General features: G+C 38.9%; 11 protein-coding genes and 1 riboswitch. Of the genes, 9 read left to right on the top strand and 2 right to left on the bottom strand.

The window, feature by feature from the left end:
- Positions 1-19 precede the first annotated feature (19 nt).
- From AS29_RS08335 to AS29_RS08320, 4 genes are all read left to right on the top strand, one after another.
- A complete protein-coding gene (locus AS29_RS08335) occupies positions 20-1243 on the top strand; it encodes a hypothetical protein (protein ID WP_035404848.1) in 1224 nt (407 codons plus the stop codon).
- An 11-nt stretch (positions 1244-1254) separates the two neighbouring features.
- Positions 1255-2031, top strand: coding sequence for a hypothetical protein (locus AS29_RS08330; RefSeq protein WP_035404847.1), 777 nt, complete (start codon positions 1255-1257; stop codon positions 2029-2031).
- A gap of 18 nt (positions 2032-2049) precedes the next feature.
- Positions 2050-2586 (top strand): DUF5381 family protein, encoded by a 537-nt coding sequence (locus tag AS29_RS08325; protein WP_035404846.1) that lies wholly within the window; start codon positions 2050-2052, stop codon positions 2584-2586.
- A 538-nt stretch (positions 2587-3124) separates the two neighbouring features.
- A complete protein-coding gene (locus AS29_RS08320) occupies positions 3125-3415 on the top strand; it encodes a hypothetical protein (protein ID WP_035404845.1) in 291 nt (96 codons plus the stop codon).
- A gap of 299 nt (positions 3416-3714) precedes the next feature.
- On the opposite strand, the gene AS29_RS08315 is transcribed toward AS29_RS08320, so the two are convergent.
- On the bottom strand, positions 3715-4782 hold the full coding sequence (locus tag AS29_RS08315; RefSeq protein ID WP_035404844.1) for a J domain-containing protein: 1068 nt from the start codon (positions 4780-4782) through the stop codon (positions 3715-3717).
- A gap of 129 nt (positions 4783-4911) precedes the next feature.
- Complete coding sequence (locus AS29_RS08310) at positions 4912-5910, bottom strand: D-glucuronyl C5-epimerase family protein (protein WP_051860529.1); 999 nt, start codon at positions 5908-5910, stop codon at positions 4912-4914.
- 363 nt (positions 5911-6273) lie between these two features.
- On the opposite strand from AS29_RS08310, the gene AS29_RS08305 reads away from it, so the two are divergent.
- The 5 genes from AS29_RS08305 to AS29_RS21890 all read left to right on the top strand — a co-directional run bounded on the left by AS29_RS08305 (position 6274) and on the right by AS29_RS21890 (position 15613).
- Positions 6274-8631 carry a 5'-nucleotidase C-terminal domain-containing protein gene (locus tag AS29_RS08305; protein ID WP_051860528.1) on the top strand — a complete coding sequence of 786 codons (2358 nt, stop codon included), beginning with the start codon at positions 6274-6276 and terminating at the stop codon, positions 8629-8631.
- A 140-nt stretch (positions 8632-8771) separates the two neighbouring features.
- Positions 8772-8859: riboswitch (cyclic di-GMP riboswitch) on the top strand.
- Positions 8860-8944: 85 nt separating this feature from the next.
- The gene (locus AS29_RS08300; RefSeq protein WP_035404843.1) at positions 8945-9373 is read left to right on the top strand and encodes a swarming motility protein SwrAA; all 429 of its coding nucleotides are present in this window, start codon (positions 8945-8947) and stop codon (positions 9371-9373) included.
- A 448-nt stretch (positions 9374-9821) separates the two neighbouring features.
- Positions 9822-12389: a hypothetical protein gene (locus AS29_RS08295; protein ID WP_156505902.1), complete on the top strand. Its 2568-nt coding sequence runs from the start codon at positions 9822-9824 to the stop codon at positions 12387-12389.
- Between the two features lie 140 nt (positions 12390-12529).
- Entirely contained in the window at positions 12530-14254 is a 1725-nt protein-coding gene (locus AS29_RS08290) for a M14 family zinc carboxypeptidase (protein ID WP_082883778.1), read from the top strand.
- Between the two features lie 240 nt (positions 14255-14494).
- Positions 14495-15613, top strand: a complete 1119-nt coding sequence (locus tag AS29_RS21890; RefSeq protein WP_066099008.1) for an NlpC/P60 family protein — start codon at positions 14495-14497, stop codon at positions 15611-15613.
- Positions 15614-15651 lie beyond the last annotated feature (38 nt).

The raw sequence follows: 15651 nt of genomic DNA, 5'->3' as shown, positions 1-15651 counted from the left end.
CAGGAGATGAAATTGATAGATGGCTGAAAAAATTCAAATAGAACCTGACAAGTTGGAAAGTTTAGCGAATTCTGTAGTAAATGAGTTAGCACTCATTGAGGATATAAATACAGATTTAAAAAATGCTCTTTCCAGGACCATTTTGAATGCAGATCCACGGTTCGCACATTGTTTCTCAGTCGTTGATGCTTATGGAACTGCTGGAGACCAGTTAATAGACAAAATGGATGATATTGATAAGGATCTTCGTAAAGTCTCTGAAAAAATGGCAGAAGCGGATAATACCTTGCAGTTTTTATATGGGATGTATGAGAAGTATGGAACGGTTACTGGAATGGGAGCGGTTGCTGTTAATCAAATGAAGTACTTGCTGACAGGTCTGACGGATTATACAAAAGGAGCAAATGGGTTATGGAGATTTAAGCATTACGGGCCTTTTGCAGCAATGGCAGCCAAAATAGATGCCTCTGAATTTAGAAATGCGGCAAGAGGCTTTTTAGGGCTGAAATATTTGAAAAAAGAATTTGCGAATAACTCCTTGGCAGATCTCGTGCATATGAAATTTGCTAAATATCTCCCTCAAGATGTTGTGAATTATACGAATTCTGTTCAGGGGTTTGTTAAAGGGCTGGCAAACGAAGCAGGAGAAAAGTTTACCTTTGGCCAGGTTATGAAAACAGGCTGGAAATTTGCCAAGACTTCCGCCCCGTTAACAGCATTAATTACTGCTGGAACAGAATTTACCGGAATGGGTCTGGATATTGCTGGTAACTACGAAAAATATGGTAATAACGTAGAAGTTCTGAAAAGGGAAAATGCAAAAGCTGTTGGAAGAGCTGTTTACAAAACTGGAGTTGTAACTGGATTCTCAGTTGCCGGGGCAGCCCTTGGCGGTGCGGCAGGTACTATTCTTGGTCCAGGAGGAACAATTGTATTTGGAGCAGCTGGAGCAGCTGTTGGAGGAATGGTAGGAGATGTTGTAGCCAAAAATACTCAATGGATTGCAGAAGATGTTGCTTTAGTCTTTAAAGACCAGATCCATTCTGGCGTTGAACGTTTCAGAGGTACGATGGAAACGGTAGGGAAAGTTGCAAGTAAAGTAGATGACGCACTCGAAAAAGGAAACGAAATTGTCAATGAGGGAAAAAAAGCAATTGACAAAGGGTTAAAAAAGGTTTCGGATACAGCAACCTCCCTCGTTAAAGATGCTGGTAATTTCTTTAGTAAACCACTATTCGGATAGGAGTGAAAAAAATGAATACTCTCACACTGAGTGTAGATGAACTTTTGTTTGGTTTATACAGCGAAGGTCATTTCGAACAAGGACAAAATATAAAAAATACCTATTTTCCAAATATCGAAGATGAAGATTTTGATTTAATGCTGAAGGTTGCCTGCCGGTCAATGCTGGCTAAAGACCTATTGAACTACAGTGAGAACAAATATACATTAAAGAAGGAATACTCTTCCTATATTGAAACCGTTAGCCATGCCAAATATTCTTTGAGGGCATCCAAAGTAACAGATACAGAGGATATTGGAATATCTTATAATTTTGGCAATGAATCCATTCATTCTCACCAAATGATTCATGACCAACTTGTTAATAAACTTACTCTTTATGTATCTGAAGAAGAAATGCTTACAGATTTAAAAGGTTTTATGGCCATTGACAGTACAGTCGAAATGAGCTATTCCAGATCACTTGGAAACAAAGATGATTTTGAAAAGATGTTGAAGATAGCCAGTAATGAAATAGATGAGGAATTTGAAGCAGACAAAGCAGATGAACTTTTTAATGAGTTTATTCAGGATTTAAAAACTAAAAAAGGCAAATTGGACAGCTTGGCTTTTTTTGAATATTCAACAGGAAATATTCCTAACATTTTTGATTTGATTTTTGTGTTAAAAGGGGCAAGAATGCACTGGTTCATCGATGGATCCGTCACCAATCATTTTCAATTAAAGAGCTATACCCCAGAGCTGCTTAATTCTATTCTCTTTAGAAATAACACCACTTTGTCAATTTAATAGTCACAGGAGGATATCTTGAAAACAACACTTTCGCACAACCGCCTGATAAAAATAAAAATGAAACCGTTTTTCTTTGCATGGCTGCTTCTGGTGACAGTCGGAGGCATTGCAGTGGGTATTTTTCTAATCGGTAATGGTTTTCAGTTTAAATCATCTTACTCACTAATATATATATTAGTAGGATTACTGGTTCTTCCTTTTTCGATGCTCACAACTATTCTATGGCTACCGTCGTTTTTTAAAAGAGGCACCACTTTATACTACATAAACGAAGGGGAAAACGGGTATATAACAGATCAAAAAAAACAAGTTGCTTTCAAGGATATACAGGATATCCGTTTGAATAATTACAGGCCGAGCATTGAAGGGCTTTTTTACGAAGAGCTGATTGTCACTACATTTGATAACCGGGTCATAAGGTTTCACACCTTTAATACATTGAAACCCCTAGAAGTGAAGAACCATATAGAAAAATATGTACTTCCCCACATGCATCCGCATGCCCAGGAGGCATGGAACCGAAAATTTACGAATGGCAGGATCCAACCTTAATACATACTGCCTTGTGAGGTGAACAAACCTGCAGGATTACAAGAATTCTAACCATCAAAAGAAAAAGCCTGACGACAGGGGAAGAGACGGCTGCACAAACGGGTGCCTGGATAGCTGCGGCTGCACGAATGGCTGTTTTACATTAGGCATGATCCCGATTCAATTTATAATATTGGGAAGTTACTTGTTGGAGAAAATTTAAAGTAGGTATTAGTCACCATATCAAGGATTTCAAAAAGTTCCGTAGAGAAAAAATCTCTGCTGTTTTTTTTCTATAAATCAATTAATGAGAAAGATAAATAAATATTATAAAAGATTATATAAGTGAAAAGATATTTAAGCCCTAATTTCAAAGCGGAGTTAGGGAATTTTTTTAATTAGGGATACATACAAAATGAATATATAAGAAATGAAGGAACAAAAGCAGCTGGATTTATTTGAGAAGGGAATGCTTAAAGAGTTAATGAGCTGAAGTGTATGTATTATCAGTTTGAAACTCGTTAGAGAATCAAGTACTACAGAGAGAAGAAGCAAGTCATTGGCAGATGCTTATCAGCTGCTAAGGGATTTCTTGATATACAGTAATCCCAAACAGTCTATCATTGTCAGCCTGGATGAAAGAACCAACCAACGGCCATTAAATGAATCTAACATATTAACGGAAGGCGAACTAGCAAAACAGTTATTGGATGATGCAATCGAAGAAGTCACTAAAATAGATAAAGGGCAAGTAAAAAGATTTATTTCTTTATTGCCGCAGCAGTTTTACAGGGAACAGCTCCAAACTAATATGGGCTACTTGGAGAATTTGGTTGAATCCTTGGAGTAAACTCACGACAAAACTAATCTCCTTTGATGTTAAGCAGGAATAGTTGATGGGGTACAAGGGGATATCAGGAATTTAGGCTGATGAAATTCACGGCATAATTATAGCACTGGTGTGAGTCGGTTCTTCATCTTGAGAGTCATGCTTTAACAAGCTAAGGTGTAGATATTAGAATTGTAATTTATAGCTATTGTTTTTATAGATACTAAAACTAGAATACCATCTACTATAATCTACCTAACATATACTCGTTTCCAGACACTCAATACCTTAAAGATCATCTTTTATTCAGCAAATCCCCATTACTGTACCTTCAGGTTCGAACTCAAATCACTCCATCCTGTAACAATTCCATTGTCTATGGAAACCCTTGAAAGGACGTAAGATAAGGAATAATCTGAATAGCCCGTAGGCGTTCCCATCGTATTGATTACATCTTGGACTGTACTTCCCAACCGAAAAGCTTTTTGTTCACTTGTTTTTTCCATTTTCACCATAAGGTTGTCACTAAGGTTTGACCAGCCTGAAACGGTTCCGTCTTCGAGATCAATTGTAGAAAGGTCATATGACATTGAATACTCACTTATACTGGTAGGTGGTCCGCCCATTACTTGCTTTACTACTTCTACACTTGAACCTAAAGTGAAATATCCTTCTTCTGGTTGAGCATTTGCTGCTTTTGTTTCTTCTGTTATAATCTCTGATTCACTAGACTCTAGACTGGTTCCACTTACAGCAACATCGACTACTTCAGAGCTATCCTGTTTTTCTTGAAGCTCTTTAACTTGATTAGCTAAGGATGTATTCATTTTTTCAATAGAGGACGTAAGCTTATCCTTTTCCGTAATAAGATCTGATTTTTCATTTGTAAGTTCCTCTATTTTGTCTTCCAAACTAAAAACAACATGATCTTGAGTATTTAACTCGTTAACTAACCAAGCAATCAAAATGAAGAATAATACATTCAATGCAAATGAAATCTTTAGCTGTAAACTTTTTTTACGAGATTTCATAAATTTATTCTTGTCTTGATTTGGATGAGTGGCATGGTCCCTATTATTCTCTTGATTGAAATTTTCTCGATGTTGGTCTTGATGATTACTGCTTTCCGAATTTTTTTTGGATTCAAAATTAGATTTGTTAGTTTGTCCATTTGATTTAGCGTAATAACTGTTAAATTCGTCATTATATGCAGAGCGTAACTTCGAGTTAATTAACGTATCATAAGCTTTCGTTAATAAAATGAAATCTTTATCATTTCCTCCCGAATCAGGATGATAAATTTTTGATTTTACCCTATAGGCTTTTTTTATCTCTTCATGAGAAGCGTTAATCGATACATCTAATAGTTTGTAATAATTAATAAACAATTTTTTCACCTCAAGTTAATCAATTTGGGTATATAGAAAAAAGCCCATGTGCCTTTTAAGGAAGAATATAAGGAAAGTAAAAAAGGATGGTGTCTTTATCACTAGCAGTGACAGACACCATCCCTTATATTATTTCGCTAACGGAAGAGGCACAGCATCCACATAAGCTTTCCATTTGTTATAGTAATCGAGGAAGTAAGCACTGCCTGTAAGTTTGTATAGTACATACATTTGGTATATATGCACTCTGTGATATTCAATAACAACGTGTGGTTGTTGCTTCATTGTTAAGTGGCTGAGGTCATAGGATGTATAGCCGCCGACATCATATTTTTTCAGGATTTTCTTTACTGAATTTTGTCCTTGCTGAAAAAGAGATTTTGCTTTTGCCCCGCCATGAGTGGCCATTGCAGGATTGTATCCCCAATCATAAAGGCCAAGCAGCGTGTAGTTGAATCCGTTCAGCGTGTAATTGTTTGGACTGGTTACGTATTCTTCAAACCAGATATCATTCTTCCATTTGGAACTGATGTGGGAAAGGTCTGTCATTGTTCCTCCTTTTGAAATTGGTGTTGAAAGGAAATTCAATGAAGCGTTCCCGGCCCTCTTATACTTAACATCTTTGGAAATCTCATATGCGCGAGAAAATACACTTAATGCCTGGCCCTGTGCCATTCCAGACACCCAATTTTTTTGATAGCGGGTCTTAAGGTGAGGAATGAGGTGAGAAAAACTGTATCTAAAGGCCCCATCTTTTGACTGCATTTTTAATAAAGCATCTGAAAGTTTAATAAAGGAGTCGCGATCTGCTTTTGTTTTTGAGATGAGGTATTTACCGTGGTAATACAATGCAGCTTGAGCAGTAGTAACAGGGTTATATTCAACTCGGGTATCGTATTTTACCATAGGAATACCATTCGAATCCCAAATGAATTTATTAGCATTGAATTTTTTAGCAGTGGAGAAGTTTAAATAATCATTATTAACCTTGTAATCTTGCAAAAAAGGTTCATATTGGTAACCTTTATCCAAGTATTGCTGTACATACGGATTTTGAGCAGTTTGGGCATATGTGCTTGTTGGTACAATCACGCAAAATAGAATCATGAAAGCTAAAATTTTCTTCATCTGTTTTTCTTTTTCTCCTTCTGTTATGAAACTTATGGAATAACTCCATATGGATATAGGCCATTTTATAGGTAAGTATACCTTGGGCCTTTCTCATTATAATGAATCCTGTTTCTTTCGTCACCATTTATTTGAAAAAATGTTAAGAAAATATTATAGAAAACTTTATATTTTTATGATGGTAGGTGTTTATCAAGCGAACTGTATATTTACAAATGAAATACATAATTTACATTTATAACATAGAAATGGAACCGCTATTACGATAGACTCAAATTATGGTAAGCTATTAGCCCTCTTTCTTTCAGTAGATTATGAATTATCGTCATGCTTACTAGAAAACTTTAGGAGGAAACATATACTATGCCGAAAAGTAAATTTGTGAAAGCAAGTATTGCTGTATTAGCTGCTTCCACTGTCACAGCTGTTAATCCAGCTCAGGCAGCATCAAGCACAAAGGCGGAGCAGGCAGTAAAAACCGCTGAGTTTTATTCCAATTCTCTATCCACGTTTTACAAGGTTGACGAATCCGGAGATTTGCTATTATCTCCCAGTTTTCTAAAAAGCTATAATAACTCCAAAGAAGCGATTGCTGCAGCGAAAAAAGAAGTTTCAAAGCTTAGCAGTCCCCGCATTAAAAGGCTCATGAACGATCGTCTTGAGTTCTCTGAGATTCAGCGCTTGCGTGCAGCTTACATAATTGATGCAGTTAAATACGGTGAAAAACTGGACAGTGCAAGATACAAGGTAAAAGCGAATTTTCTGGTAATGTCTCCATCCGAGCTTAGAAAAGCATACGATGATTTAAGAAAGCATACGATGCAGTTTGAAAAAATGGTTTCAAAGGTTTATGGCCCGAAATCAAGAGAAGTTGTGAATACTCGCTTCGTCTTGCCTGCTAAACTGACGACTGAATCCTTCTCCTATGAAATGACCCGCTATGATTATCATCAAAAAGCTAAGGCTGCGCTTTCCGCTAAAGACCAAGCAACAGCTGATAAAATGTTTGCTATTATCAGCATGCTTGAAACGAAAGGTGCTGATTTAAGAGCAGAGCTTACGAAATTATATCCTGACAATCAATTGCTAAAAGAATTCTACTCTTTAATTGATGCTTCCCTTGAACCAACTCTAATGAAGGAAAAAATGGACTTGAGAACTCAGTATAAAGTTCTATTCCCAACAAACTTTGAGCTTTCCGTTTTGCATACAAATGACACGCATGCAAACCTGGACCGTGCTCCAAGACTTGCCACTTCCATTAAAGAAACGAGAGCAATTAAGAAAAATTCCGTGCTTCTTAACGCTGGAGACGTATTTTCCGGAACGCTTTACTTTAACGAATTTAAAGGCCAGGCTGACCTTGAGCTAATGAATCTTCTTGATTATGATGCGATGACATTTGGTAATCACGAATTTGATCTTGGAACATCTGTGCTTTCCGATTTTGTTAAGAAAGCAAAGTTTCCATTTGTCAGTGCAAATGTTGATTTCTCTAAAGATGCCAATATGAAAGCTTATGCCGGATCTGATGTTTCAGCTGAACCGAAGGATGGCCAATCGTACAGCGCCATTGTGAAGAATATAGATGGAGAAAGAGTGGGGATTTTCGGTCTGACAACAGCTGAAACATCCACTATTTCAAGTCCTGGTAAAGAGGTTGTATTTAAAGATTACATCGCTGAAGCAAAAGAAGCGGTTAAGCAGCTTGAAGCGCAAGGCATCAACAAAATTGTTGCGTTAACTCATATCGGCTACCAGGATGGCGGCGGAGATAACGACGTAACCCTCGCAAAAGAAGTAGAAGGAATTGACGTAATTGTCGGAGGCCATTCTCATACCATGCTGAGCGCACCGGTTATGGATAATACAGGTGCTGAGCCAACGGTTATTGTTCAGACTGGTGAGCTAAGCAAGAATCTTGGTGTGCTTGATGTAGAGTTTGACACAAAAGGAAAGGTAATTAAGCAAGCTGGCAAACTGATTGATATTGATCAAAAATCAGGGGATCAATTTGTGATTAAAGAAGATGAGGAAGCGGCTTCTGTCCTTAATACAAAGTACAGACCGGCTATTGATAAGGTTAAAAATGAAGTTGTAGCAAAATCAGAAGTTGCTCTTAATGGAGTTCGTGCAGATGTCCGTACGAAGGAAACGAACCTTGGAAACCTTATTGCCGATGGGATGCTTGCAAGAGCCAAATCCATCAATCCTAAAACCGTAATCGCTGTTCAAAACGGGGGTGGAATTCGTGAATCCATTGATGCAGGAGATGTGACAATGGGTGAAATCCTGACAGTTCTGCCTTTTGGGAACTCCCTTGCAATTATGAACCTTAAAGGTGACGAAATTAAAGCTGCACTTGAGCATAGTGTAGAACTGGCTCCGAAAGAAGCGGGAGCATTCCTTCACGTTGCAGGAATGAAGTTCACATTTGACAGCACAAAGCCTGCTGGTCAGCGTGTCGTAAAAGTAGAAGTGAAAGAGGATGGAACGAACTATACCGATTTGGATCCAGCTAAATCGTATTCAGTAGCTACAAACGCATTTACTGCAGCTGGCGGAGACAATTACACCATGTTTAAAAAAGCTTACGATGAAGGCCGGGTCAGTGAACCAGGTTTTACAGACTGGGAGACGTTTAGTCAGTATCTAAGAGCTAATCCTGGTATTAAGCCTGCTGTAGAAGGCCGTATTACGGATCAGAGCGCTGGAAAATAATTGCGAATCGTTTCAAAAGAAAACCTCTGCTGTTCAATCGGCAGGGGTTTTTGATCTGTATTTAAGGATAATTCATGTAGAATATAGATAATATTCCATATATATAGTATAATAGTCACTATTGGATTGAAATAAATTTACCAGTATAAAGGCAAACCTGCTGAAAAGCAGGGACGCAAAGCCGTGAGTCTAAGGCATTTATAATGCTAGGATCGTCAGGCCGCCGTAGGAAATAAGTGCTTACACCAAAGAAGGTTGATTTGGTTTGTTTAAGCTTATGCGGCTCAGGTTTATTAATGGAGGGTGCATAGGAATGAGTAATGAGTTAACCCCGTTTGGTCAGCGAATGAATGATAAGCAGCTCAGGAGCTATTCAATACGGAGAGAAATGGATTTTGTTATGAGAGAGAATCAAATTTTAAAAAGCAGGAAAGCAGAGAATGCTGTGACCTTATTTATACGATATTGTGTAAATTATACGAGCTGCACAAGTTTTTCGGATATCAGCAGCTCCACACTTGAAGATTATATTCAGCATCATATCGGCCGGCCCAATAAGTCCAGAGAGTATGATTCATTTAAAGGGTTAAAAAATGATGTGAAGCTCTTGGAACAGCTTATTTCCAATTCACCAGACGATACCTGCAAGCTGGACTTTTCGCTTATGAATACGAATCTTTGGTCTTCTGAAGAAAACATGGAGTACTACAAATCCAGAAAGAATAATTTTTTCCTTCAATAAGCCAAAACTGCAAAAAATTATTAACAATTGAGGAAAAAATTATGATACAATTAGGACGAAAGTATCGAGTGATATTTTGTATGCCACATACATAGACGCAGATAGACAGAAATCCTAAACAACATACGTCTTAGCATTTAGATTCTTTCACCTAACTTGTTTCCCCTTTCAAATTTCCATAAAGCGGGAGCCCCTCATGCTGTTCTTGACATCAGTGTGAGGGGTTTTTTTATGTGGCATCTTTACAAAACCTTAAACTCCCCGAAGTGAAAAATTTACCTGAATTTGATATTTTTAAAAGTATACATTTCCTCCCAATAATTTTAAAGTGATTTTCCAAATTCCTAAGACATAAATCCTATCGTTTGGTAGAATATACATATTAGAGAAATAATCGGATTTTCTGGGAGGGAAATTGGATTAAAGAAAGGTTTTGGAGGATATTATTGTGAAGTTACTTCGTATGTCATTATCTGCCCTGCTCCTCATTTCATTGCTCGCATTCCCCGCATCTGCCACGGAAGGACCATTTGAAAACATGGGCCCGCAAGTTCAATATGTGAATGTGATACGAGGTGAAGCTGGCCAGGATCAGTCAGGACGGCCGCTTTACTATGCACTGCTGCAAGGTGAGCCAGCAAAGCTCATTGTTATGGATTTAGAGACAAAACAAGTAGTTGATATGGAAAATCTTGAAGGTGCTGCTGCTGCTTGGTCGATTGAGGTGGGCCCAGATCGACAGGTTTGGGTTGGATCTACTCCTAATGAGCATTTATATCGTTACAATCCCGATACGAAGGAAATATCAAACTTAGGTAAAGCCTCCTCGGCTTCCAATACAACTATCTGGGATCTGACTTATGATACTAAGGAAAATCGAGTGTTTGGTGTAACATCTTATGGCGGCACAGTCTTTACATATAATGATAACCAGGGTTTTAAAAGCCTTGGTGTGGTTATGAAAGGACGCAAGTATGCAAGAAGCGTCGAATATGATGAAGAAAATAAAACGTTATATGTAGGAATTGGTTCTCCTGCCGCTCTTATTAAGTGGAACCTGAATACTAATGAAAAAACAGATATACTGCCTGAAGAATATAAATCGGCGGCATCCGTTTATGACTTGGACATAGCAGGCGGAAAAGTTTACGCGAAAATGGAAAACAAAAGTACGCTTCTTGTTTTGAATAAGGAAAGCAGCCAATTAGAACACGTGCTTCCAGCTGACTCACGAGGTGTATCACCAGCATGGAACAGCCAAAACGTTTTTTACAGTTCTAAAAGTAAGTTATATGAGTTCAATCCATCTGATGGGAGCAGCAAGGAACTGGAATCGTATTTTTCCCGTACTGGAGCCGTATCGCTAGATATTCTAAATGTTAACGGACAGCCTCATCTTCTAGGGCTTGCTGGAAATAGCGGCCGATTTTATGAATATAATTTAACCCAGAAGCGCTTCCGTACTTCCACTCTTAATCTCCCGCCTCAGGCAGTAGAAATTTATAGTGTTGGAAATGGGGTAAATGGAGATATTTACAGCTCGGGGTTTATTTCCGGCAAACTTGGGGTGTTTGACCCTGAAACTGAGACCACCAAAATGTATGATGGGTTAGGTCAAGTTGAGGATATGATTTCTTTGAAAAATAAAATGTTTTTTGGTGTTTATCCAAATGCTCACGTTTACGAATACGATACTTCAAAGGAATGGACTCCGGGCTCAAATCCTAAGAAAATAATGGATTTAGGTGACGATGGACAAGACCGTCCAAAGGCGATGGCGGCAGATGATGAAAAGAATAGACTATACACTGGAACTGTCCCTAAACGAGGGCAAAAAACGGGAATGTTCCTCACATATGATTTGAATCAGCAGAAGATTATCCATCAAGAACTGCTCCCATATGAACAAAGTGCATCGGCCATGGTTTACAACAATCAATCCCATACCTTGTATTTAGGAACGAGTGCGTATGATGGAAGCGGAAATCTTTCAAAAGAGACGGCTAAACTGTTTGCGATTGACACAAACAGTTCCAATTATTCCAAAAAAGAAATCGAACTTCCTGGCGGTTATGCAATCAAAATTTCTGCACTGACTACAACACCGGATGGGAGACTATGGGGGATTGTGGATAACAAACTTCTCGTTTACGATCCAGAGAAGGGGATGCCGAATCTTTACCCAATCACGCCTAACCAATTACAGGGCATGTATAAGACGGAAAGCTTAATGCAGGACCATTCCGGTGATCTGTATGGAACCTTCCAGGGAATGCTGTTTAAAGTGGATACAGATACATTGGAGATTACAAGCTACGATACACGTGATGTATTCGACTTAGCAAAAGATAATAACGGAAAACTATATTATAACCTCCGGTCTAATCTTTGGAGATTAAATCCAAATGATTTAACGGAAGAACATGTGTTAAAACCTGGGGAAATTAAGATACCAAATGTCTTAACATCCGATTCACCATTCCCGGTTGCGCGAGTGTTCTCTAAACAGCCGCTGCTGCTGTACAAAAAAGAAGGAAGTTCCATGGTGCCGGTTAAACAGCTGCCTGGTGATTCCTTTTACCGTGTATATGGAACCTATAAAAACTACTATCATGTAGGAAATAACCATTACTTTTACAATGAACCGCATAAAATTTCAACCTATGTGGGAAGAGTTTTTACACTTAGTAATGCACCAATCTTGAAGCCGAATGGAGAAGTGTTTAGGACTATCCAGCCGGGAGAAGAAATTCGGGTTTATAGCTTTAATGATCAATATTACGATGTAGGAAATGGCTACAAAGTTCAAAAAACCAGTGATGTCTCCTATTATGTAGGAACTGTCGAACTTACATCAGACTCGATGATGTTCCAATATGGGGAAGCTCTTCCTGTCATGAAGCTGCAGGCGGGAGAGGAATATGAAATTCTGAATGTCGATGGTAATAAATTAGATATAGGAAATGGTTTTTATCTAGAATACAATAAGCAATCTATGATTTATAATAAAAATTAATGAAAACCCGGGAGCCCTGTTCCCGGGTTCTTTTTTTCCTCCGCTAAATACACGGTCGGCCCTTTGAAGTCAAGTCTGGAAATGACTACATTTCATGGTAGATTGTTAGAGAGATAGAAAAAGCGGAAAGGAACGAGAGAGTGAGAAAATTAATTTGGATGATTGCCGCCTTTGTTTTTTGCATAAGCTTCACTGGCACAGAAGAGAAAGCCTCTGCTGCCCCGTTCTCTGTCAATGCTAATCAGGTCTATACGTATGATGTAATGAAAAAGGATTTACAAGCGCTTGCTGCCACATATCCTCACTTAGTGAGCTACAAATCAGTTGGAAAATCGGAATATGGACGTGATCTTTACGCTGTCTCGATCGGGAAAGGCCCTGCGCAGGTTTTTGTAAACGGTTCACACCATGCGAGAGAGTGGATGACTACCAGTCTCAATATGAAGATGATTGATCAATATGCAAAAGCCTATTACAGTAACTCAACAATCAATGGCCTATCAGCTAAGTCAATTTTAGACCAAACTACGATTTGGTTTATGCCCATGGTGAATCCTGACGGAGTTTCACTTCAGCAATATGGCGTGAAATCACTTCCGGCCTCCAGTCAGTCATCTGCGTTAAAGATGAATGGAGGAAGCGCGGATTTTAAACACTGGAAAGCAAACGCAAAAGGGGTCGACCTGAACCGTCAATATGATGCAAAATGGTCGTCGATCTGCTGCAGCCCGGGCAAGCCCGCTTCAGAAAACTTTAAAGGCTACAGTCCGGCATCGACTGCTGAAACCAAAGTGGTCCTGGGGTTTATGAAGGACATTGACCCTGAAATGTCGCTAAGCTATCATTCAAGCGGAGAAATCCTGTTCTGGAATTTTTACCAAACCGGTGCCCGCTATACGCGCGATTTGAACTACGCGAAGCAGCTTGGAAGAATGACTGGATACCGGCTCGTATATCCTGGACCTAACCCGTCTGGAGGAGGATTTACAGACTGGTTCCTGCAGACATACAAGCGCCCTGCTTTCACGCTTGAAATCTCTCCATTTGTAGGAGATACGAGTGTTCCGCTGAAAAATTTCAGCAAGGTATGGGAGGAAAACAAAGATGTAGGGCTCTACGCTGCGAAAGAGAGCCATAAGCTGTACCAGCAGCGGGTTGGTTCAACGTATGATCAGCAGGTTTCGCAAGTAAACAGCTATCTGCAGTCAAGTTTTAAATTAAAGCCGTATTACACAGCGAACATAATGTCACAAGCGAACGTATACATATCGGCTTCTATGAAAAAGCTGTATGATCAGTCCGATTATGAAGTGAAAAAGGCAGAGGGCATTGCCTCTAATTTGCCTGCCTATTATAAAGAAAATGCCATGAAAAATGTAAGGAATGCTAAACAGATTCGGCTGCAGGCTGCCTACTTTATTGATGCTGTAAAAGCAGGGGATCTTCTAAATAAAGAGCGCAGTGAGCTGCAGTCATTTGCTGCAAACGGAACACTGAATGATGAAACTGGAGCCGCTTATGATGAGCTTTCCAGGCAGCTGAAAAAAGAAGAAGCTTCCATTGGTAAAGTATATGGCGGCAGTGTAAGAAGCTTGTTTGGCCAAAAATATCTTGTTCCTGCAAAAATTGCCAAGGAAACCGTGATCTATGAAATATCACGCTACCGTCTTCTTGCAGAAATTAAAGAATTGAAAGCAAAAGGAACTGATCCGGTCATTTTGCAAGAGAAGTTTAATCTTTATGACCGATTGACTGAAAGATCAGCCGCTGTAAAAAAAGCTGGAAACCAATTGTATCCAGGAAAATATCCGGATTTGCCAGGATTTGAAACAACACTGAAACAAATTGAAAATGAGCTTAGATAGATAATGAAAAGAGGGGGTCTTTTGACCTTCTCTTTTTGTATGAGACTCGTTTAGTACTAGGTTCTAAAAGCACCTATTTAACCGGGTTTTGACAAAAAAATTTGCTGAAACGTGACATAATTAATCGTAAAATCACTTTATTGTAATGCTATTGTAACATTACGGAATTATGTAATAGAACTGTTATACTACTTCCTTCATCCGTCATGTATACTAATCTTGTGCCAAAGGAGGAAGAACATGAAGAAACCGATTATTGCTCTTGGATTAGCAACATCTCTATTATTCAGTTCGTATCTGCCAGCCAACGATGCGAAAGCTGCATCTACTTCATTCGAAACTAATATCATAAATATAAGCAAGCAATACATAGGAGTACCGTACAAATGGGGAGGAACCACTCCATCCGGCTTTGATTGCTCAGGGTTTGTAGGCTATGTATTTAATAAAGCAGGATTATCTGTACCCCGCACGGCTGATGGAATGTACAATTCAAGCAGTATGGAGAGTGTATCCAGTAAACAGCCTGGAGATCTCGTATTTTTCAGAACGATGAGCAAGCCTTCCGTTTCCCACGTAGGAATTTATATTGGAGGCAACCAATTCATTCACGCATCCTCTTCAAAAGGTGTAACAACAAGTTCACTTGGAGAGAGCTACTGGCGCAATGCATACGTTAGCGCAAAAAGACATTCTACGCTAGGAACTGTACTAGCTGCTGCGACTGAGAACTATACACAATCTGCAAAAGAGCTAGCTAGCAATTTACAGTCCAAATACTCGACTGCTGATAAAATTAACGGTTTGGATTCTTCTTTAATCGGGGAATACAATAGGTTGAAGGCAAAAAGCAAGGATGCTAGTTTTACAGAATACATGAATCGTTCTGCAAGAGTGATTGATGCTGTAAAAACGGGCATGGATCTTGAAAAAGAAACAAATGAACTCACGTCCAAACTAATTAGCGGACAGCGTTTGGATGCTGAAACGAATAGTATCTATGATGGGTTATCATCTAAGATTCGTAAAACCGAAAGTGTTATCGGAAAAATTTACGGTGCATCAAACCGCAAAGTGTTCAATGACCGCTTTGTTACCCAAGCGAAAATCGCTCGAGAAACAACAAAATATGAGGTATCCATGTATCGTCTCATGAATGATATTGACAGCCTCATTGCTAAGGGATCTGTAAAAACGGCGATTGAACATTTTGAAACTCTATCAAGACTGGAAACGCGTGCTTCTAAAATTAAAGCAGACGGGAACGCTCTGCATGCAGGCGGATACCACAGTCTTTCTAAAATCAATGCCGATTTAAAAGAGCGCAAGCTAGCGCTTAAAGCAAAATTAAACCTATAATTCTACTGGAAAGCAGGTGCTAAAATGAGCATCTGCTT

The organism is Bacillus sp. SJS (assembly GCF_000732485.2).
GTDB classification, from domain to species: Bacteria; Bacillota; Bacilli; order Bacillales; family Bacillaceae; genus Metabacillus_B; species Metabacillus_B sediminis.
Note: the sequence above shows the minus strand (reverse complement) of the source record. Positions and strands in the feature narration are given on the sequence as shown.